The 21,373-nt window shown below is 63.5% G+C and carries 17 protein-coding genes; 2 read left to right on the top strand and 15 right to left on the bottom strand.

Translation table 11 applies throughout. From position 1 onward, the window contains the following. Nucleotides 1–52: 52 nt before the first annotated feature. The 9 genes from AC0V2Y_RS16990 to hppD all read right to left on the bottom strand — a co-directional run bounded on the left by AC0V2Y_RS16990 (nucleotide 53) and on the right by hppD (nucleotide 14,255). Complete coding sequence (locus tag AC0V2Y_RS16990; RefSeq protein WP_475415900.1) at nucleotides 53–637, bottom strand: SRPBCC family protein; 585 nt, start codon at nucleotides 635–637, stop codon at nucleotides 53–55. Then, nucleotides 634–1,218: a dual specificity protein phosphatase family protein gene (locus AC0V2Y_RS16985; RefSeq protein WP_475415899.1), complete on the bottom strand. Its 585-nt coding sequence runs from the start codon at nucleotides 1,216–1,218 to the stop codon at nucleotides 634–636. Before AC0V2Y_RS16985 ends, AC0V2Y_RS16990 begins: the two co-directional genes overlap by 4 nt. Continuing rightward, a complete protein-coding gene (locus AC0V2Y_RS16980; protein ID WP_475415898.1) occupies nucleotides 1,215–1,685 on the bottom strand; it encodes a hypothetical protein in 471 nt (156 codons plus the stop codon). The genes AC0V2Y_RS16985 and AC0V2Y_RS16980 overlap by 4 nt, the downstream gene beginning before the upstream one ends. 8 nt (nucleotides 1,686–1,693) lie before the next feature. Further along, the gene (locus AC0V2Y_RS16975; protein WP_475415897.1) at nucleotides 1,694–2,833 is read right to left on the bottom strand and encodes an MGDG synthase family glycosyltransferase; all 1,140 of its coding nucleotides are present in this window, start codon (nucleotides 2,831–2,833) and stop codon (nucleotides 1,694–1,696) included. A gap of 97 nt (nucleotides 2,834–2,930) precedes the next feature. Continuing rightward, nucleotides 2,931–4,706 carry a M14 family metallopeptidase gene (locus AC0V2Y_RS16970; RefSeq protein WP_475415896.1) on the bottom strand — a complete coding sequence of 592 codons (1,776 nt, stop codon included), beginning with the start codon at nucleotides 4,704–4,706 and terminating at the stop codon, nucleotides 2,931–2,933. A 125-nt stretch (nucleotides 4,707–4,831) separates the two neighbouring features. Then, a complete protein-coding gene (locus AC0V2Y_RS16965) occupies nucleotides 4,832–7,555 on the bottom strand; it encodes a TonB-dependent receptor plug domain-containing protein (RefSeq protein ID WP_475415895.1) in 2,724 nt (907 codons plus the stop codon). 162 nt (nucleotides 7,556–7,717) lie between these two features. After that, a complete protein-coding gene (locus AC0V2Y_RS16960) occupies nucleotides 7,718–9,214 on the bottom strand; it encodes a S41 family peptidase (protein WP_475418111.1) in 1,497 nt (498 codons plus the stop codon). A 124-nt stretch (nucleotides 9,215–9,338) separates the two neighbouring features. Beyond that, the gene (locus AC0V2Y_RS16955) at nucleotides 9,339–12,932 is read right to left on the bottom strand and encodes an indolepyruvate ferredoxin oxidoreductase family protein (protein ID WP_475415893.1); all 3,594 of its coding nucleotides are present in this window, start codon (nucleotides 12,930–12,932) and stop codon (nucleotides 9,339–9,341) included. 195 nt (nucleotides 12,933–13,127) lie between these two features. Beyond that, nucleotides 13,128–14,255, bottom strand: a complete 1,128-nt coding sequence (gene hppD, locus AC0V2Y_RS16950; RefSeq protein WP_475415892.1) for a 4-hydroxyphenylpyruvate dioxygenase — start codon at nucleotides 14,253–14,255, stop codon at nucleotides 13,128–13,130. Between the two features lie 125 nt (nucleotides 14,256–14,380). Between hppD and AC0V2Y_RS16945 the strand changes: the two genes are divergently transcribed. Further along, a complete protein-coding gene (locus AC0V2Y_RS16945) occupies nucleotides 14,381–14,905 on the top strand; it encodes an Lrp/AsnC family transcriptional regulator (protein WP_034783525.1) in 525 nt (174 codons plus the stop codon). Here AC0V2Y_RS16945 and AC0V2Y_RS16940 read toward each other — a convergent pair. The 4 genes from AC0V2Y_RS16940 to AC0V2Y_RS16925 all read right to left on the bottom strand — a co-directional run bounded on the left by AC0V2Y_RS16940 (nucleotide 14,897) and on the right by AC0V2Y_RS16925 (nucleotide 19,483). After that, nucleotides 14,897–15,601 carry a GNAT family N-acetyltransferase gene (locus AC0V2Y_RS16940; protein ID WP_070220830.1) on the bottom strand — a complete coding sequence of 235 codons (705 nt, stop codon included), beginning with the start codon at nucleotides 15,599–15,601 and terminating at the stop codon, nucleotides 14,897–14,899. The two genes, AC0V2Y_RS16945 and AC0V2Y_RS16940, sit on opposite strands and share 9 nt — an antisense overlap. Nucleotides 15,602–15,688: 87 nt before the next feature. Beyond that, nucleotides 15,689–16,786, bottom strand: a complete 1,098-nt coding sequence (locus AC0V2Y_RS16935; RefSeq protein ID WP_475415891.1) for a tRNA nucleotidyltransferase/poly(A) polymerase-related protein — start codon at nucleotides 16,784–16,786, stop codon at nucleotides 15,689–15,691. Nucleotides 16,787–16,798: 12 nt separating this feature from the next. Further along, entirely contained in the window at nucleotides 16,799–17,515 is a 717-nt protein-coding gene (locus AC0V2Y_RS16930) for a glutathione S-transferase family protein (RefSeq protein ID WP_475415890.1), read from the bottom strand. A gap of 12 nt (nucleotides 17,516–17,527) precedes the next feature. After that, nucleotides 17,528–19,483: a lytic transglycosylase domain-containing protein gene (locus AC0V2Y_RS16925; RefSeq protein ID WP_475418352.1), complete on the bottom strand. Its 1,956-nt coding sequence runs from the start codon at nucleotides 19,481–19,483 to the stop codon at nucleotides 17,528–17,530. Nucleotides 19,484–19,620: 137 nt separating this feature from the next. On the opposite strand from AC0V2Y_RS16925, the gene AC0V2Y_RS16920 reads away from it, so the two are divergent. After that, nucleotides 19,621–20,148: a 5-formyltetrahydrofolate cyclo-ligase gene (locus AC0V2Y_RS16920; RefSeq protein WP_475415888.1), complete on the top strand. Its 528-nt coding sequence runs from the start codon at nucleotides 19,621–19,623 to the stop codon at nucleotides 20,146–20,148. A gap of 14 nt (nucleotides 20,149–20,162) precedes the next feature. On the opposite strand, the gene metF is transcribed toward AC0V2Y_RS16920, so the two are convergent. Next, a complete protein-coding gene (gene metF, locus AC0V2Y_RS16915; protein ID WP_475415887.1) occupies nucleotides 20,163–20,993 on the bottom strand; it encodes a methylenetetrahydrofolate reductase [NAD(P)H] in 831 nt (276 codons plus the stop codon). Then, nucleotides 20,980–21,336 carry a phage holin family protein gene (locus AC0V2Y_RS16910; protein WP_034783534.1) on the bottom strand — a complete coding sequence of 119 codons (357 nt, stop codon included), beginning with the start codon at nucleotides 21,334–21,336 and terminating at the stop codon, nucleotides 20,980–20,982. Before AC0V2Y_RS16910 ends, metF begins: the two co-directional genes overlap by 14 nt. Nucleotides 21,337–21,373 lie beyond the last annotated feature (37 nt).

Here is a 21,373-nt window from a genome sequence, read left to right as displayed (position 1 = left end):
CATCATGCCTGAAGTGGCGCGCCGGCGTGAAGTGGCTGCCGCGCCACGCCGGCTATTTGCGCGCGGCCACCCGCGCCCGCAGCGCGTCGAACATTGTCGGGATGCTGTCGCGGCTCATGCTGTCGACGATCCAGCCCAGGCCCATCGGCACGGGGCCCGGATCCGTGTACACCTGGTATCTGACGGCGGCAGCGCCCGCATCGAGCGGATCCGGCGACAGCTGCCAGTAGCCGCTGGTGTCGGCGATGGTATCCTCCACCTTCAGTCCCTCCATCGGCACCAGCTTCCAGGCCAGGCTGCAGCTGGCGTCGAGCACCTTGGGCGTCATTCTCAGGCGGTACTGCTTGATTTTCCCCATCGGCAGCTTGAGCGTGACGTCGACCAGCGACACGCCGCCGCCGGCGGCCGTCACCTTGATCTTCTCCACGTTCGGCATGAACTGCGGATAGCCGGCGAAATCCTGGATGGCCGCGCAGACGGTGGCCACGCTGGCCGGCATGCTGGTCGTGGCGGCAAAGGTCTTGCCGGGCATGCCGGCTTTGCTGACATCGCGCACATCGAGCGCAGGCGTGGCCGCCAGGGTGACCAGCGGATAACAAGCGGAACACGCGGCCAGTGCGAACAGCAGGGTCTTCATGGTTTTTCCTGTTCGATCTGCGCGCGCAGCGCCGCCACGTCGACGCGCTTGAGGTAGCTTTCGATATTCTTCCACACGGCGTGATAGCCGTAACCGCCATTTTTCAGCTCGTCGATCGCCTTCTCGCGCGGCCAGCCCTGGTACAGCATGCGGTACATGGCGGCCATCATGCCCGTGCGGTCGGCGCCGTGCAGGCAATGCAGCAGCACGGGGCCCTGCTGCTCGGCGGCGCGGATGCTGCGCATGGTCTCGATCACATGCTTGTCGCGGATGGCCCAGGTATTGATGGGAATGCGGATGGCGCGGATGCCGCTGCCATCGAGCACCTGCGTGTCGGAGTGGAAGGAACGCAGGCTGATCACCGTCTTCACGCCCAGCGCCTGCAATTGCGCCACATCGGCGCTGTCGAGCTTTGCGCTGCGGAACAGGACGGGGGTGACCTGGTGCAGGTTGGACACGTGCGGCAGCGGCGTCGCCCATTCGGTATTGCGCTCGGGCGCCACGGGCGCCTGCGCGCCGGCGGAACCGGCCGCCAGGGCCAGGAATAACAGCAAAAGATGCGGCAAGGGCGATAAGGTCATGACTTCCTCTTGTATGAAAACCACAGCAGCACGCCAGCCAGCAGCAGCGATACCCAGTAGTCGGTCGGCGCCCACCACAGCCAGTGCTTGTGCCAGGCGATGTGGGTCGGATTGAAGTGCGCCACGCCATAGGCGGGATTGAGCACGAACCACAGATAATCTTCGATGATCCAGAACAGCATGATGCAGCCGATGGCGCGGCACTCGAGGCGCAGCGACCATTGCGCCAGGAAGAGCATGGGGAAATGGAAGAACAGGGCAATGAAGGGAAAGACCCAGGCATGGTAGCCCGTCATCGGCCGGCCGCCCCAGAAGATATCGAGCAGCCAGTGGCTTTCGATGCGCCAGGTGGGCAGGTTGGCGGCCCAGCCGGCCGGCCCTTCGATCTGGATTTCCACCTGCGCAAAAAACAGTCCCAGCAGGGCCACCCAGGCCAGCGTCAGGGCGATCTGCCAGGGTTTTGCCACGACGCCCGTCACGCCAGCACCTGCGCCAGCACGTCGCTGGCGGCGCGCGGGCGGCCCAGCGCCAGCGCTTTCGCCCGCATGGCTTGCAACTGCTCCGGATGATCGAGCAACAGGCGCACGCGGTATTCCAGGGTGACGGCATCGAATGCCTTCAGGGCCACGCCCTGCTCCAGCAGATAGTCGGCATTGCGCTCTTCCTGGCCCGGAATCGGCGAGTTGACGATCATGGGCAAGCCCAGGGCCAGGCATTCCGAGGTGGTCAGCCCGCCCGGCTTGGTGATCACCAGGTCGGCGCACGCCATCAGGCGCTCGACTTCGCTGGTAAAGCCTTGCGCCAGCAGGCGGCCCGGATAGCGGCCGGCCAGTGCTTGCAGCGCCGCCAGCGCGGCGGCGTTTTTCCCCGCCAGCACGATCAGCTGGAAGTCGCCATCCAGCGCCAGCAGGCGCGCGGCGATGGTATCGAGGCTGCCCAGTCCCGCCCCGCCGCCCATCAGCAGGATCGTCGTGCGCCGCGGGTCGAGGCCAAACGCCTGCGCGCACTGCGCGCGGTCGGGCGCCTGCGCAAAGGCGGGCATGATGGGGATGCCCGTCACGTGGATGCGTTCGGCGGGAATGCCTTCGTGGCGCATGCGGAACGCCACTTCGTCGGTAGCGGCGAAATAGCCCTGCATCTGCTCATGCACCCACATGCGGTGCAAGTCGAAATCGGTAACCTGCACCCACACGGGGCAAGCCAGCTGCCCCTGGCGCAGCGCGCGCGACAGCAGTTCGGCCGGCAGGAAATGCGTGCAGATGATCGCATCGGGCTGGAAGGCGGCGATCTGCGCCATCAGCGCGCGCGTGTTGAGGCGCTCGACGGCGCGGCGCAGGCGCTGCATCGAACTGTCGCGCGGCGCATCGTGGGTGGCGTGGTACAGATAGCCCCACAGCGCGGGCGCCTTGTTGACCAGCTTGATATAAAAATCCGTGTACAGCTTGCGGAATGCGGGCGTGACGAAATCCATCACGTCGAGATGGCTGGCCAGCGCCGCAGGGCCGGCGCCGTCATCGCGCCCCGCGTATGCCTCGATGGCTTGCGCTGCGCGCATATGGCCGGCGCCGGCCGAGACGCTCAGGAGAAGAATTTTTTTCGGTGTTTGCTGCGGCATGCGCTGGTGCTCCACTGGAAGCCCTGATCGGGAAAACAGGCACAATAGCATTTTCCGCGCCGCGCACATTGCAAATTAGCAAGGCACGCGGCTTCCCTTACTTCAGCGCCGGCGCGGCATCCGTGCGCAGCACCGGGTACAGATTCAGCCGCTCATCCCACGAGGCGTGGCGGCGGGCGAAGAATTCCAGGCGCGCGGCCGGGCTTTTTGCAAACGCGGGGTCGCTGGCCAGCTTTTCGTGGAACTGCGCCGCCAGCGCCGGATCGGCCGCCAGCTGGGCGCGCGCCACGTCTTCGGCCACGTATTCTTCCATGTATTCCTTGCGCTCGAAGGCCGTATTGAAACTGCCCCAGGCCAGCAGGGAATCGGGCGCGCGCGGCTCGAGCAGGGCCACGACCAGGCGCGCCTTGGCCTGGTTGACGGGCACGTACAGCGCGCCCGCGCCGACCACGCGCGCCTCTTTCTGCCACTCACCCTGCACGGCCGCCGTCTGGCGGCCCTCGAACGACTGCGCGCCGAATTTCACCTGCGTAGCGCGGAAGGTTTCGACGGGCAGCGTGCCGGGCGCTGTGGCCAGCACCTGATACGACACGCCATGCTGGCGCAGCTTGGCCGCCACCATCTGCGCGTGCGCGGCGGGCACCAGGTAGCCGGCCTTGGGCGCGGCCAGCTGCAGGTCGGGCACGATCTCGTCGCGCAGCGGCACGTTCCAGATCTGCGGCGTGGTTTCGTCGTAGCGCGTCATCAGCGCGCCCGATACCTCGGACGGCGTGCGCGTGTAGGCGTAGCCGCGAAACGCGATCATGCGGCTCTTGTCTGTCGTTTTATACGTGAGCGGCAAGGTGGTGCCGGCCAGCCGCGCGGCGCGCGCGTCCGCCTCGAGCGCTGTTTGCCGCCACTGCGCGCCATGCTGCGCCACTTGCGACAGCAGCGAGACGATGGTGTTGCGCGTGATGCGCACGCGGGTCGGATAGTCCTTCCACGAATGGGTTTCCACCAGCATGCCGAAGCGGTTGCGCAGCAGGAAATAGCCATGCGAGAAGCGCGGGTTCGGCGCCGAATCGACAAAACCCGATTGCGGATTGTCGTTCTCGGCAAACGAAATATAGAACGGCTTCGGATCGGAGCCCTGCCTGGCCAGGTCGGCCAGGACCTGATCGCGCAAGGCCGTGCCGGCCACGCGCAGCGCGGCGTCGCCCGCATGCACGGGTTCGACCTGGATCGAGATATCGGGTTCGAACTGGGCGCCGTCCGTCACGTGCAGGTCGACATAGGCCAGCGGATCCCAGGCGTTCACCAGTGCCAGCATGTGCTGCATCTCGGGCGTATCGGCCTTCATGTATTCGCGGTTCAGATTGTAGTTTTGCGCCGTGCTGCGCCAGCCCATTTCCACGGGGCCGCGCTGGTTCGGACGGTTCCACTGGCCGAAGCGCTCATGGCCGTCGACGTTGAAGACGGGCACGAACAGCAGCACCTGCTTGTCCAGCGCGCCGGGCGCCGCCCTGCCCTCCAATACTTCGCGCAGCGCCAGGAAGCCCGCATCCTTGCCGTCGATTTCGCCGGCATGGATGCCGCCCTGCACCAGCAGAACGGGCAGCTGGCGGTGCGCCGCCTCGGCCGGCGTCAGCGCGCCCGTATTGCTGACGGCCAGCGCCAGCATGGGGCGGTTCTCCGGCGTGCGGCCAAATTCGATGCAGCGCACCTGCTTCGGATAGCGCGCCTGGAACTGGCGGCACAGGGCTTCCACTTCCGCATAGCGGCCCGTCTGCTGGAAGGCGGAACGCTCGGCCACCGTCGTCAGGGCGGGAGCGGCGTGCGCGCTGGCGGCAGACACGGTGAACAGGGCGGTGGACAGCAAGGCGTGGCGTAGCATGGGTCAGACTCCATCGAGAGAGGACAAGCGGGCAATTATAGAGGGGCGGTCGGCTAAAAACGCAGCGGAAAATAAAAAAGCCGGAACAGCGTCAGCTGCTCCGGCCTTGCTCTGGCGAGCGTGAATTATGAACCGAAGTGGTAGTTGAATTCGACCCATCCCTGGCGTCCCTGCGGGCTGTAGCTGCCCACCGGATAGTACGGCCAGCCGCCGCTGTCGTCGCGCTTGATCTTGTCGAACACGTTGTTGACGATCAGCGACAAGGTGGCGCGGTCGTTGATGCGGTACACGGTGCTGATGTTGGCCAGCGCCGTCGGCGTCAGGTAGCCGGTACCGGCGGCGTTCGGGATCTTGCTGTAGCGGCTGACCAGCAGGGTGTTCGACCAGTCGCCAGCGCTCCAGTTCACGCTCAGGTTCAGCTTGTCGCGCCAGTCGGAATTGTTCAGCGATTTGAGCTCGTCGATCTCTTCGTCACCGGCAAATTGCTGCGATTTATTGCTCAGCACCTTGGCGTAATTGGCCTTGAAGGCAAAGCGGCCATAGTCCGTCGTGCGCAGCAAATACTTGACGCTGATGTCGATGCCGCTGCTGCTCTGCTTGGCCGCGTTGATCGGATTGACGGTGATGGTCTTGATCTCGCCGGCGCGGTTCAAGGCATTGGCCGCGAAACGCTCGACGCGGCCCAGGGTATCGGCGCAGGTGGGCGAATTGATGTCGAGCTTGCCCAGGCGGCAATCGGCTTCGTCGCGCAGGATCTTGTCGGCGCTCAGGTTCGTCACCAGGTCGTCGATCTTGATGTTCCAGTAATCGACGGAGACGTCGAAATTGGCACTTGGCGACCAGACGGCGCCCACGCCGAACGATTTGCCTTTTTCAGACTGCAGGTCGCGGCTGCCATTCTGCACATAATCGGCGCCCGGCGACTTGTTTGCAAATTCGCAGTTGTCGATGCTCTGGCCCGTGGCGCCGCAGCGGTAGTAATCGGTGGTGCTCGAGTAGTAACCGGTGCCGCGCGCCTTGTAGATGTAGTTCATGTCCGGCGCGCGGAAGCTGGTGGCGTAGTTGGCGCGGAACAGCAGCTCCGGCGCGGGACGCAGTTCCAGGCCGCCGTTATAGGTGAACTTGCCGTCATGGCGGCCGGCAAAGCTGTAGCGGTCGTAGCGGCCGGCCAGGGTGCCGGTCAGCTTTTCATGCAGCGGCAGATTCACTTCCGCCCCCAGCGCATAGCGGGTGCGCGTGCCGGCCGTGATGTCGGACTTGGTGGCGACGTTGAAGTAGCCTTCGTTCAGGCGCGCGTCGGGCACGTTGCTGAAGCCCTGCTTGCCCACTTCGGCGATGGTGGCGATCTTTGCCGCGCCAGCGGGCAGCTGGAACAGGTCGCCGTTGGTGGCCAGGCTCAGGGTATTCGTCCAGGCCTTGTCGTCGCTGTCGGAATTGCCCGTGATGCTGTCGAATTCGGCCGCCGTCACGCGGCGCGACAGGCGGGCCGGATCCGGTGCGTAGACCGGCACGCCGGCGGCATCGGTGCCCAGTTTCGGACCCAGGAAGAAGCTGTCGATATTGGCCAGCGCACGCGGCGTGTGGCTTTCGCTCTTGTACACCGAGGCGTTGTAGTTCGCCTCATATTGCCACGACGACGTGCCGGGAAGGCGGCCCTTGGCGCCCAGCGAGATGGCCGTGGCCAGGTCGTCCCACTTGCGGTTGTAGCGCTCCACGCCGCCCATTTCCTCGGGCGAGATGTAACGCGTCCACGCTTCGTAGCGATCGGTATTCTGGTTGCGGAAATAGCTGCTGCCCGTCGACGACGACGTCCACGTCGGGCCGCGCGTATTGTTCTCGGTCGAGTTCTTGCCGATCAGGAAGTCGGCGAACAAGGTCGTTTCCGGTGACAGCTCATAGTTGGCGCTGCCGAACACGTTCTGGCTGCGGTTCTTGGTTTGCGTGGTCCAGTAAGTGGGGCCCACTTTCGGGCTGGCGCAATAGCTGCCGTTCTTCGCCTGATACTTGACGGTGCTGCCGCCGAACAGGTCGCCGAACTGCGTGCAGGTGTCGCCCAGGTCCACGTAGGTGCCGGAAGTACCCGCCTTTACCACGCGACGCGACGCGATATTCGTCGGCGTGCCCGAGCGGGTGGCCATGAAGTCGCGCTGCAGGCTCGACAGCGGATCGCGCTGGCTCAGCTCCACACTGAACAAGGTATGCAGCTTGTCGAAATTGCCGCCGCCCGTCAGCTGCACGCGCTGGTTGCCTGCGCCGCCGCGCGTGGTGCCGCCCGCCTTGACGTTGATATCGAAACCTTCCGTCTGCTTTTTCAGGATGACGTTGACCACGCCGGCGATCGCGTCGGAACCATAGATGGCCGAGGCGCCGCCGTTGAGGATCTCGATGCGGTCGACGATGCTCGACGGGATATTCGCCAGGTTGGTGAAGTTGACCGTGCCTTCGTAGGCGACGGGGAAGTCGGCCAGGCGGCGGCCATTGAGCAGGATCAGGGTATGGTTCGGACCGAGGCCGCGCAGGCTGATGGTATTGGCCGATGGCGTGAACGTGTTGCCGAAGTCCTCGCCTTGCGTAAAGCCGCTGTTCTGTACCTGGTTGGTCAGCGCATCGAAGACGTTCTTGTACCCTTGCTTGGTGATTTCATCGCCCGTCAGGATGGTGACGGACGATGGTCCCTCCAGGCTGGCGCGGGGAATCCGCGAACCGGTGACCACGACGGCTGGCGGGGTGGCCGCCGGCTGCTGATCCGCCGCGGGCGCGTGCGTCTGCGCGTGCGCCTGCCATGCGGAACCGCCGAGGATGGCCAGTACGGCTACGGTGAGCGGTGGCAACTTGAATTGTATAGGCATCTTTACGCTTCTCAAGGTTAGGGAGAAGGCGAAAGATATCAAGATGCCAGCAATTACAGAACGAATGGATTCATCTTTCTATATATCATAATTGTTATATAGAAATATTTATGAGAAGAAAGATGCCCCACCCTCATCCAGGAAGGGGGGCAACATGGGGCTTTATCGGTTCAACACAGCAATTTCCTTGTAGGCCGGGCGCAACAGCCGCGCGGCCGTGTCGGCGGGGCTCTCCATCGAACTCAACAGCCTGATCGCGCCCGTGGCCGGGGTACAGCTGCCGCTGCCGCGGTAGCGCAGCGCCGCCGCCAGCATGGCTTCGGCAGGATCGCCCAGCGCGTGCTGATAATCGTCCGTCACGTCGCAGGTCGGCGCCATGCCATCGGCAAAGTCGCCAAAGCCCTTGGCGTTGACACCCTGGAACTGCACGGCGAAATACGTGGTGCCGCAATTCGGCGTGGGATAGAAACCATACGGCTTGCCGCACGTCGTGCCGCCGATCAGACTGACCTGCACGTCGACGCCGCGCAAGCCGTTGATGATGGCTTCGCTGGCCGAACAGGTATTGCCCGTCGTCAGCAAGGTCACGCGCTTGAGGCCCAGCGAAGGCAAAGGCGTGCCCTTGGGCAAGGGATTCGGCCCGGCAAAGCCCTGGCTTTGCGTGTGGAATGGCACGGGCGCTTCCGGCCGCGTCTTGTCATTGGCCAGCACCTGCTGGAAGGTCTTGCCGGTGGTGACTTGCGGACCGGCAATCATGTAGGCAATCTCGCTGGCGACATCGAGGTAGCCGCCGCCGTTGTAGCGCACGTCAAGCACCAGGTCGCTGATGCCGGCCGCCTGGAAGCGGCGCATGGTCTCGACCAGCTGGCGTTCGGCCACGTTGTTGTGGGTGTTGAAGGTCAGGTAGCCCACCTTGCCCGTGGGCGTGTCGATGATGCGCTCGTTTTGCACGGCGCTGGTGCTCACTTCCACCGCCTGCAGGTTCGCGGAGATGGGCGAGCCATTGCGGCTGAACGCCAGCGTGTGCGCGCCTTGCGCTGCAGGAAACAGGCCGGCGTTAATGATCTTCACGCTGGCAGCGTCAGGGGCATTGACGAAATCGGTGCCATCGACGGTTTGCAGTTCATCGCCGCGCCGCAAGCCCGCCAGGTCGGCTGGCGAACCTGGCTCGACGATCGTGACCACGGCCTTGCGCGGCGGCGTGGTGCGCGTCAGCGCCAGCAGCATGCCGTAACCCAGTTCCACGCCATTGAGCGAGGCTTCCCATTCGGCCGTCGTGTAGGTGAAATGGAAGCGGTCCTTGGGCTTGCCGGACGCCGTCGTGGCCGTTGTTTTCAGCACGTCGAAATACGCGATCGGCGTGGCGAAGCTTTGCGGCAGGTAGGTGGTCGGCACTTCGCGGTACCACAGATACGTTTCATCGATCCAGCTGCGCACCCACGTCAGTTCATCGAGCAAGGTGCCCGGCTTGTCGATGCCGCTGCCGCTGCGCGGCGCCTCGCAGCGGTTCGCCACCGTGGACGAGGCGACCAGCGCCGTCGGGCCCGTCGGCGTCACGGGCGGGACGACGGACGCGCTGTCGCTGCCGCCGCCTCCGCCGCAGGCACTCAACACACATACGAAGGAAACAGCGAGGGAGCCAAGTCGCAGGGCATGCATGAGAAACTTTCTATAAAGAAATTATCGAAAAATTATAATGCGTTTTGCCAGCAAGCGTTGTTTTCTTTGACACAAAAAAAATGGCGCCCGCAGGCGCCATTGCTACAGCGAGGCGTTCACCCCATCACACGGTGGCCGCCACGGGCGCCGCCACGACGGGCGGCAGCGGCGCGGGCGCGTTGAAGGCGATCAGCAGACTCGCTTCCTTCTCTTTCGCCGCCTTCAGATGACGCTCCTTCACGTGGCCATAGCCGCGGATGTCTTCCGGAATACTGGCGATCGCCACGGCTTGCGCCAGCTTGGCCGTCGTCAGCTTCGGCAGCAGGCCGCCCACCGTCGCGCGGTATTCAAGAATCAGCGCGCGCTCCATCTTGCGCTCGGCCGTATGGCCGAACACGTCGAAGGCCGTGCCGCGCAAGCCCTTGAACTTGGCCAGCACGCCGAACGCCTTCATCATCCACGGGCCGAATTCCTTCTTGATCAAGTGGCCCTGGGCATCCGTTTTCGCCATGATGGGCGGCGCCAGATGGAACTTGAGCTTGATGTCGCCTTCGAACATGGACGCGATCTTCGCCTGGAAGGCGCCGTCCGTGTACAGGCGCGCCACTTCGTACTCGTCCTTGTAGGCCATCAGCTTGTAGAAGTAGCGTGCCACGGCTTCCGTCAGGCGCAAGTGCGGGCCGTTCAGGGCGCTTTCGGCGGCGCGCACCTGGCCGACGAAGTCCAGGTATTGCTGCGCATATGCGCGGTCCTGGTAGGCCGTCAGCAGGGCCACGCGCTTTTCGATGATGTCGTCGAGCGTGTCGATGCGCTTGAATTCCACCACCTTGGCTGGTGTCGTCATGCGCACCAGGCTGGCCGCGTCATGCGCGCCCGCGCGGCCCCAGTTGAAGGCCGCCTTGTTGAACGCCACCGAGACGTTGTTCAAGTCGATGGCCTTCATGATGGCCGCTTCGCTCAATGGCACCTTGCCCTTTTGCCAGGCGTAGCCGAGCATGAACATATTCGTCGCGATGGAGTCGCCCATCAGCGCCGTGGCGATCTGGCCCGCGTCGATGAAGTCAACGTGGTCGCTGCCGCACGCCTTTTCGATTTCCATGCGCGCGGAAGCACCGGGGAATTGCCAGTCCGGGTTCTTCACGAAAGCGGCCGTCGACGAGCTGGTCGAGTTGATCATGGCCCAGCTGCGTCCCTCTCCCATGCGCGACAGGGCATCGCGGCTGGCCGTGACGATCAGGTCGCAGCCGATCACGAGGTCGGCCGCACCGGTGCCGACGCGCGTCGAGTGGATGTCTTCCTGGCGGTCCGCCAGACGCACGTGCGACATGACCGGGCCGCCCTTTTGCGCCAGGCCGCTCATGTCCAGCACGGAACAGCCCTTGCCTTCCACGTGGGCCGCCATGGCCAGGATCTGGCCGACGGTGACGACGCCCGTGCCGCCGATACCGGTGACGAGGATGCCGAACGGCTCGGCAGTCGATGGAATCATCGGTGTCGGCAAGGCCGGCGCGGCTGGCGCATCCTTGTCGGCGGCAGCCGCCTTCTTCGGCTTTTTCAGGCCGCCGCCTTCCACCGTGACGAAACTGGGGCAGAAACCCGTCGTGCACGAAAAATCCTTGTTGCAGGACGACTGGTTGATCTGGCGCTTGCGCCCCAGTTCCGTTTCCAGCGGTTCCACCGACAGGCAGTTCGATTGCACGGAACAGTCGCCGCAGCCTTCGCAGACGGCTTCGTTGATCACGGCGCGCTTGGCCGGGTCCGGGTATTCATTGCGTTTCCGGCGGCGGCGTTTTTCCGAGGCGCAGGTCTGGTCGTAGATCATGGCCGACACGCCGGGCATGTCGCGCAGTTCGCGCTGCACGTCCATCAGTTCCGAACGGTGGCGCACGGTGACGCCTTCCGCCCAGGCGTAATCGTCCGGGTATTTTTCCGGTTCATCCGTGACGACGATGATCGGGCCCACGCCTTCGGCAGCGATCTGGCGCGAAATGATGGCCGGAGACAAAGGCCCGTCGAATTCCTGGCCGCCCGTCATGGCCACCGCATCGTTGAACAGGATTTTATAGGTGATGTTCACCTTGGCCGAAACGGCCGCGCGGATGGCCAGGATGCCCGAGTGGAAATACGTGCCGTCGCCGAGGTTGGTAAACACGTGCTTTTCATTCGTGAACGGCGCCTGCCCCACCCAGGTGACGCCTTCCGCGCCCATGTGGGTAAACGTCGACGTTTCGCGGTCCATCCACAGCACCATGTAGTGGCAGCCGATGCCGGCCAGCGCGCGCGAGCCTTCCGGCACTTTCGTGGAACTGTTGTGCGGGCAGCCGGAGCAGAAGAACGGCGTGCGGTCCTTTTGCGGATCGGGTTTCACGCTGATGGCCTTGAGGACGTTTTCCTTCGCTTCCAGGTAGGCGATGCGTTCCTTCACGCGCTGCTCGACGGGGTGGCCCGCGTAGTAGCGCGAAATACGGCTGGCGATGGCGCGGGCGATCATGGCCGGGTTCAGTTCATACGTGGCCGGCAGCAGCCAGTCGCCGTGACCGGTGCCCTTCTGGTTGCTCCACTCGCCCGTGTCGTCGAACTTGCCGACCACGCGCGGACGCTCGCCGTCTTTGAGGTTGTAGAGTTCTTCCTTCAGCGCGTATTCGAGGATTTGCCGCTTTTCTTCCACCACGAGGATTTCATCGAGGCCCTTGGCGAATTCGTGCACGCCGTCCGCTTCCAGCGGCCAGGTCATGCCGATCTTGTACAGGCGGATGCCGATGTCGGACGCCGTCTGCTCGTCGATGCCCAGGTCGGCCAGCGCCTGGCGCGTGTCCAGGTAGGATTTGCCGGCCGTGATGATGCCGATGCGCGCCTTCGGGCTGTCCCAGATGATTTTATTGAGCTTGTTGGCACGCGCATATGCCAGCGCCGCATACCATTTGTAGCTGTTCATGCGCACTTCTTGTTCCAGCACCGTGTCGGGCCAGCGGATGTTCAAGCCGCCGGCCGGCATCTCGAAGTCGGTCGGCAGGGTGATCTGTACGCGGTCCGGGTCGAAATCGACGGCGGCGCCCGACTCGATGATGTCGGTCACGCATTTCATCGACACCCACAAGCCCGTGTAGCGGCTCATGGCCCATGCATGCAAGCCGTAATCGATGTATTCCTGCACCGACGACGGGTACAGCACGGGGATGCCGCAGGCATTCAGGATATGGTCGGACTGGTGCGCCGTGGACGAGGATTTCGCCGCATGGTCGTCGCCGGCCAGCACCAGCACGCCGCCGTGCTTGGCGGAACCGGCGTTATTCGCGTGCTTGAAGACGTCGCCGCAGCGGTCGACGCCGGGGCCCTTGCCGTACCACATGCCGAACACGCCGTCGTATTTCGCGTCTTCGAACAGATTCGTTTGCTGCGTGCCCCAGACGGCCGTAGCGGCCAGGTCTTCGTTCAGGCCCGGGTGGAATTTGACGTGGTGTTCATCGAGGTATTTCTTGGCCTTGATCGCCGTCATGTCGACGGACGTCACAGGCGAACCGCGGTAGCCGGTGATGTAGCCGGCCGTATTCAGGCCAGCTTTTACATCGCGCTCGCGCTGCAGCATGGGCAGGCGGATCAGCGCTTGCGTGCCCGTCATGAAGGCGCGGCCACGCTCCAAGGTGTATTTGTCGTTCAGGGAAATTTCGGACGCGTGCGCGCCCGGCTCAAGACTCGAGCCCTTGATTGGTGCATTCATTACTTGTCTCCATTATTCTCTGTGCTACGCGTGCAAAGTCGGTTGAACTCACACGTACCGGCCGCGCTTTGTGAGCATGCCGGTGCGGAAAAATGACTTGTTTGTCGTAGACTACCACAGGAAGGCGCGCAGTTCTTTGCTGCGCTGCACTCCCGGGCCGGTACTTTTTTTACTACTATTTATTACAAAGCAACATTACGCCGCGTTCGTATCTTTCAGCACGCCGCGCTTGATCTGGTCCAGCTCGATCGATTCGAACAGGGCGCGGAAGTTGCCTTCGCCGAAGCCCTGGTCGCCCTTGCGCTGGATGATCTCGAAGAAGATCGGGCCGATCACCGTCTGCGTGAAGATTTGCAGCAGCAGTTCGCGTTCGTTTTCCGTGCTGTGGCCATCGATCAGGATGCGCAGGCGGCGCAGTTCTTCCAGCTGCTCGCCGTGGTTCGGCAGGCGGCGGTTGACCAGCTCATAGTAAGTTTCAATCGTATCCTGGAAATCGATACCCGTATCGCGCATGCCTTGCACGGACGCGTAGATATTGTCCGTACCCAGCGCGATGTGCTGGATGCCTTCGCCGTGGTACTGATCCAGGTATTCGGCGATCTGCGACTTGTCATCCGACGATTCATTGATCGGGATACGGATCTTGCCGCATGGCGAAGTCATGGCCTTCGATTTGAGGCCCGTATGCTTGCCTTCAATATCGAAGTAGCGCACTTCGCGGAAGTTGAACAGGTTTTCATAGAAGCTCGCCCATTCCTTCATGCGGCCACGGTGCACATTGTGCGTCAGGTGGTCGATGTAGGTCAGGCCATGGCCGACCGGGTTGGCGACGGCGCCGGGAATGGCGACGAAATCGACGTCATAGATGCTGATGTCGCCGATGCCGCCCGGCGCGGCCGCGTCCGGCTTGTCGGCGCCCTTGCCGCGCCAGCGGTCGACAAAGTACAGCAGCGAATCGCCCACGCCCTTGATGGCGGGAATATTCAGCTCCATCGGCCCCGTCTTATTGTCGAAACCCCAGGCGCCCAGTTCCAGCGCGCGACGGTAGACGAAGGCCGCGTCGTCGACGCGGATGGCGATGGCGCACACGGACGGGCCGTGATGACGGGCAAAACGCTGCGCGAACGAATCTTGTTCGGCATTGATGATGAAATTGATGTCGCCCTGACGGTACAGGGTCACATCCTTGTGGCGGTGGCGCGCGATGGCCGTGAAGCCCATGTTCTCGAACAGCTTGCCCAATGCTTTTGGGTCTGGTGCTGCATACTCGACGAACTCGAAACCATCGGTACCCATCGGGTTGTCCCAAGGCTGAAATTGCATGATGTCTCCTCCAAGAAGTAGCGCACAGTATAGGCGTGGGTCACGGGCATTAAATGCCAAAGATCTCCCGAACAATCATGATTTGCGCAATAATATTGCGTGAAACAAGAACCACCGGAGGAAGCATGAGCAAAATTACGCTGGATAAAACGGATCGCAAGATCCTCTCCGTCCTGCAGGCCGATGGCCGCCTGTCGAATCAGGACGTGGCCGAGCAGGTCAGCCTGTCGCCGTCGCCATGCTTGCGCCGCGTCAAAAGGCTGGAAGAAGCGGGCGTGATCCGCCAGTACGTGGCCCTGCTGGACCCGGAAAAGATCGGCCTGGGCTTGCTCGCCTACGTCAATGTGCGGCTGGAAAAGCACAGCGACGCCACGGCCCACAGCACGGCGCGCGTACTCGCGCCGAATCTGGTGACGAACACGTCGCCGCGCGCCGACTTCGCCGTGGCCGTGGCGCAATGGCCGGAAGTGGTGGCCTGCTATGCCATGACGGGCGAAATGGATTATCTGTTGCGCGTGCACGTGGAAGACATGGAGCATTTCTCGCGCTTCATGATGGCCACCCTGCTGCGCCACCCGGCCGTGCTGGACGTCAAGTCGAGCTTCGCCTTGCAGCGCATCAAGGATACGACGGCCCTGCCCTTATTGTGATGGCGGCCCGGGCTGCTTCTTGCGCCCTGGCAAGCGCTCGAACAGTTTGCTGGCGGCGCGCGCATTCGCCTTGAATGTGTAGTCGAACATGGCGAACTGCTCCTGCACGGCTTCCTGCAGCATGCTCGTCGGGTTCGGCGGCAATAGTTTTAGGTAGGCATCGGCTTCGCCATAGTCGCGCTGGATTTCCATGCCCGCCTTCTTGGCGATATGCATCATCGTCTTGTTGGACGACAAACAATGCATGTACAGGGTATCGACATCGTTGTTGCGGCAGTGAATCGCCGCCCGCTCGAACAGTTTCGAACCGACGCCCATGCCGCGCATCGATTTCGACACGGATACGCCAAACTCGGCCACCTGCTCCTTGTCCGTCACCACGCTTTTCGCCGGCGACTGGTCCTTCGGCGCGAACGCCAGATGGCCCACGCCCACCAGTTTGAACAGGCTGTTGTAGACGCCGTAGATCATGTCGCGCGAGAAATCCATCTTTTGCACGTACTGCGCGACGAGTTCATCGGGCAAGGCGCTGCCGAAGCGCAGCAGACGGTCGCTTTTCTCGAGCGACAGGAAATGCTTCATCATGCGGCGCCGGTCGCGCTCGTGCAACTGCTTGACGAGCACGGTCGGACGCCCGCCTCCGCTACGGCTGAGCCAGCGGCGAAACGGGTTTTGAAACAGCTTGGGTAAGGTCACGTCGACTCCTGGGGGCGGTGCTGCGGCACGTCAGGCCGTTATTGTGCAGTGCAACATCATGGCGCCATTGTAGCCTATCCGCGCCATTCAAGCCTGGGCCAGGAAGGCCGCCACGGCCGCCACCCGCGCCGCATGGATGACTTCAGGGATGCGTTTCGGCTCCGCACAGCCTTGCGCCAGCGCACCCGCATGCACGCCGCGCGCCGCGTCCAGCCCGCCCTGCAGCCGCGCCGCCTGGGGAAAGTCGCCGGTGACCAGTCCGTCGCAGGCGACGGCTTGCAGCAGTTGCACGAAGCGCTGCGGCTTGCGCAAGCCGTCGCAGCGTTCGCACAGGGCGACGATGGCTTCGGCGCCCAAGTCCAGCGCGCCATTGATATGGTCCCGCTCGCGCGCCGCCATGACGGCCAGTTCGCGGCACTCGTTGGGCACGCGCAGGCGCTCGCTCAACTGCTCGATGGCATCCTTGCTCATATGCAGCGTCAAGGCGGCGAAGCGCACGGGCAAGTCAAGGCCTTGCGCGGCGGCATGGTCGATGACCTGCAGCAAGCGCTCGCTCAACGTGATTTCCCCCATGATGCGCGCCAGGGCGCCGCATTCGTGCAGCACCGTCAGCATGCGCGAAGGCCGCGCTTCCATCAATCCTCTCGCCACTTCCTGCCACACGCGCTCGGCCACCAGGGCGTCGACTTCGCCGTCCTGCACCATCTCGCGCATCAGTTCCATGGTCGCGGGCGCGACAGTGAAAGTATGAAAGCGGGCGGCAAAGCGGGCCAGGCGCAAGATGCGCACGGGGTCCTCGCCAAAGGCGTCGGAAACGTGGCGGAAGATCTTGTTCCGGATATCCTCGACGCCGCCGAACGGGTCGGTCAACGTCCCGTCCTCGGCCCGGGCGATGGCGTTGATGGTCAGATCGCGGCGCACCAGGTCGTCTTCCAGGGTGACATCGGGCGCCGTGTGGAAGACAAAGCCCCGGTAGCCGGGCGCCGTCTTGCGTTCCGTGCGGGCCAAGGCGTATTCTTCCTGCGTCTTCGGGTGCAAAAACACGGGGAAATCCTTGCCGACGGGGCGGAAGCCCTGACGCAGCATGTCTTCCGGCGTGGCGCCCACGACGACGTGGTCGTGATCTTTCACGGGCAAGCCCAGCAGTTGGTCGCGCACCGCGCCACCGACCGTGTATATCTTCATAACACTCTTTTCTTAATCAGGCAATTCCGCGTCGTGCTTGGCAGCAATTTCCGTCTCCGCCAGCGCTTCCGCGATCCAGCGCGCGACGGCCGGGTGCGCCTGGACGCGCTCGCAGTAGGCGTTCAGCGCCGGCGCCAGCGACACGCCATAGGTGCGGAAACGCATGACGACGGGGGCAAAGTACGCGTCGGCGATGGAAAAGTCGCCGAACAGGAACTGGTGGTGGCCAAAGCGCGACAGGCACTCTTCCCAGATTTCGCTGATGCGGCCGATGTCCGCCTGCGCGGCGGCCGTGCGGCCACGGCCAGGCAGCTTCGCCTTGATATTCATCGACATGTCCGTGCGCAAGCCGGTAAAGCCCGAATGCATTTCCGCGCAGACACAGCGCGCCATGGCGCGCGCGGCCACGTCTTGCGGCCACATGTGTTTGTCAGGAAACTGCTCGGCCAGGTATTCGCAGATGGCCAGGCTGTCCCAGATCGTCATTTCTCCCGCCAGCAGCACGGGCACCCGGCCGCAGGCCGAATATTCGGCGATTTTCGTCGCCGTGTCGCTCTGGTCGAGCAGCACGCGCACTTCCTGGAACGGGATGCCGAAGGCCGTCATGGCCACCCACGGGCGCATCGACCACGACGAGTAATTCTTGTTGCCGATGATCAGGGTCAGGCCCGGCTCGCGCGCGGCGGCCAGGGTTTGCGTCAGGCTGGGGTCAAGGATGGTGGTTTGCATGGTCAGCGATCTTTAATTGGATGATGGCAAATCGGCCGCGACGGCGCTGTTTTTCGGTCCCACGGTGCCCAGGCGCGCTTTCAGCGACTGCGGGCTCTTCTCGAACAGGGCCGCGTAATAGGTGGCGTTGGCCATCACGTTCTTCACGTAGCCGCGCGTTTCCGTGTACGGAATGATCTCGGCAAAGACGGCGCCTTCCAGCGGACGCGTCATGGTGGCGCGCCAGATGCGCAGGCGCCCCGGTCCCGCGTTGTAGGCGGCGCTGGCCAGTACTTGCGAACCGTCCAGGCCGCCGAGCACCATGTTCAGGTAATTCGTGCCCAGCAAGACGTTGGTGCGCACGTCGCTCAAGGTTTCCGTCACAAAATCGGTGAGACCGATCTTCTTGGCGACATAGCGGGCCGTCGACGGCATGACCTGCATCAAGCCGGATGCGCCGACGTGCGACTGCGCATCCATGATGAAGCGCGATTCCTGGCGGATCAGGCCGTACACCCAGGCCTTATCCAGACCCAGGGTTTGCGTGGCCGGATGCATGACGTCGTCGTGCGGCGTCGGATAGCGTTGCGTATAGTCCACCTCCAGGCGCGTGCGGTCCGAGGTGTTGACCATGCGGTCAAGCACATTGTTCTGGCGCGCAAATTCCGCAGCGGCCAGATGTTGCCTGTCCGTCATCGAACGCAATTCCCAGTTCCACTCGCGCGTGCCCTCGAAGCGCAAGCGCATGTTGAAGAATTTCAAGGCACGCTGCAGTCCCGGATTGGCGGCCATGGCGGCGATTTCCGTCGGCGTGACGGGTTGGCCCGGCGGCGGCAAGACCAAGTGGTTGCCCAGCTCTTCATTGGCCAACAAGCCGTAGAAATTCGATTGCTCGGAAATCGTGCGGTACAGGGCATCGGCCTGCGCATTCGGGCGGCCCGGCGTTTCCGCCTGCTGCGCGCGCGCCAGCCAGTAGACCCAGGTCGGGTCCGCGCGCAGGGAGGCCGGCATGGCCTGGATCGCCGTCTTCACCTGGGGCCAGTTGCCTTCACGCAAGGCGATACGCGCCTTCCACTGCATCTGCTCCTGGGTCAACGGTGCGCCATTGGTTTTCTGCCAATACTCGAACGCTTCCGGTGCCAGTGAATACGACGCCTGCAAGGCCAGGCTGGCCCAGCCGATGGCCTGTTCCTGCGCCGTCAGCTGCGCGCTGGCCTTTTGCAGCGCCACCACGCCCAGTTTCAAGGTGCTTTTCGCCATGCGGCCGACGGCCACCAGGTACATCTCGTGGTCGGCGCGACTTAGACCGGGCCCCTTGGCCAGCACCAGCGCCGGCAAATCGATCGCTTGCGCCATCTTCGCGTCGGAGGCACCCAGCAGCAGCGCGATGCGGCGCGCCGGGCCCGTGGCGTTGGTCTGGCCCGCCAGACGGATCTGCGCCCACAGGTCGTTCGTGTCGAACTGGCCGTTTTGCGCCAATGCGGCGATCAGGCTGCCGCACGCTTCGCCATAGCCGGGCGGCGAGACGAGCAGGTTGCGCGCCTCGGACGCCACGTTCTGGCCCTTGGCGGCGCGCGACATCAGCGCATAGCACTTGAGCTGGGTGTCGTCATCGAGGGCGAATTGCGGATATTGCTCGTCGAACACGACCCAGTCGCGCTTGCGGCCCAGCTCCAGCAGCCAGTCGTTGCGGAAGCGGTCGGCGATGGCGCTGCCCTTGTAGCGGTTCAGGTAATCGCGAAATTGCGCTTCGGTCAGCAGTTTGATGCGCGGTTTCAGCCGATAATAGTCAACATACGAGGGAATCTGGTAATTCGTCAGGCGCCCCGCATAAAAGTCGGCTTTTTCGACGTCATCCTTGCGCGCGGCGTCGCGCAGCAGCAAGAAGGCATCGTCCTCGCTGCGCGTGTCGGGGGCGGCTGGGGAGACGGTGGTCGATACCTGGGCCAGGGCGGCCAGGGGAGACAAGGCCGATGCAACACACAGCATCGTGCCGGCAATCCATTTCAGTGGGGAAATCAATGTACGACTCTCAATCTTAACTTGATGGTGATATGAATAGCGACCCTAGAATAACATGCGATCCGGCTGCACGGCCACCCATTGCGCCACAGGAAAAAGCCGGCTTGCGCAAAGCCTTGCTGGCGGCCCGCCGCGCCCTGCCCGACGCCACGCGCACGGGGTGGGATGCGGCCATCGCGCAGCGCCTGCTGGACTGGTGCGCGCAAGAAAACGTCAAGGAACTGGGCGTGTACTGGCCCCTGCACGGCGAGCCGGACTTGCACGGCGCGTATGCGCAGCTGACCGCGCGCGGCGTGCAATTAAGCTTGCCGGTGGTGCTGGAAAAGCATGCGCCGCTGGCATTTTCCGACTGGACGCCGGGCGAGCCCATGGTGAAGGATGGTATGGGCGTGGCCGTGCCCGCGCAATTGCGCCTGCGTCCGGCACCTGCCACCCTGCTGGTGCCCTGCCTGGGTTTTAACCAGGAACGCTTTCGCCTCGGCTATGGCGGCGGCTATTACGACCGCACCCTGGCGGCCACGCCCCGTCCGCGCACGCTCGGCGTCGCCTATGCCTGCCTGGCGGCAAGTTTTCCCAACGGCGAATACGACATCGCCCTCGATCACATCGTGACCGAGGGCGATCTGTTTTAACGCGTCAAAACGGTTTATTTCACCAGGCGCTGCCACAGTGCCGTCGTGGGCGCCGCCTGGTTCATGCTATAGAAATGCAAGCCTGGCGCGCCGCCTTCCAGCAAACGCTCGCACAAGCCCGTCACCACGTCCAGGCCAAAAGCCTTGATGGATGCGCTGTCGTCGCCGAAACTGGCCAGTTTCAGACGCACCCAGCGTGGAATTTCCGCGCCGCACATGTCCGAAAAGCGCATCAGCTGCGTGTAGTTCGTGATCGGCATGATGCCGGCCACGATGGGCACGTTGATGCCCATCTTCTGCGTCTGCTCGACAAACTGAAAATACGCGTCGGCATTGTAGAAGTACTGGGTGATGGCGGCATTGGCGCCGGCCTGCACCTTGCGCGCGAACGCGTTCAGGTCGTCCTGCGGCGAACGGGCTTGCGGGTGCACTTCCGGATAGGCGGCCACTTCGATATGGAAATGGTCGCCCGTCTCGGCGCGGATGAATTCCACCAGCTCGTTGGCGTAACGGAACTCGCCCGAAGCGCCGTAGCCGCTCGGCAAGTCGCCGCGCAAGGCCACGATGCGGCGCACGCCGGCCGCCTTGAAGTCGGCCAGCACGGCGCGGATCGATGCACGCGAACCGCCCACGCAAGACAAATGGGGTGCGGCCTGTTCGCCAGCCGCCAGGATTTCGCGCACGGTGTCCAGGGTGCCCTGCTGCGTGGTGCCGCCCGCGCCGAACGTCACCGAGAAATACTTCGGATGCAACTCAGACAATTTGACGCGCGTGGCGCGCAGCTTTTCCGCCCCTTCCGGGGTTTTCGGCGGGAAAAACTCAATACTGAAGTTATGCTTTTCCATCGTCGTTACTCAAAAGTAAGGTCGACAGGGCCCAGGAAATGATGCTGTACAGAATGGCACCGCCCACGGCCGACCAGAAACTGGCGACATGGAAACCATCGATCACCTGCGCCACCAGCCAGAACAGGAAGCCGTTGATGATCAAAATGAACAGGCCCAGCGACAGGAACGTCACGGGCAGGGTCAAGAGGATCAGCAGCGGGCGGATCAAGGCATTGACCAGCCCCAGCACGGCAGCGGCCAGCAGCGCGGTCCAGCCGCTGCTCATCGTCACCGAGTGCATCAAATACGGGACGGCAAACAGGGCTGCCGCATTGATAAACCAAATCAGTAGCAAGCGCATTTCTCTAGCCTGTCAAAAGTAGGGTCAGGCCGGCGGC

The organism is Janthinobacterium sp. BHSEK (assembly GCF_056174685.1).
This window is presented reverse-complemented; position numbering and strand designations above follow the sequence as displayed.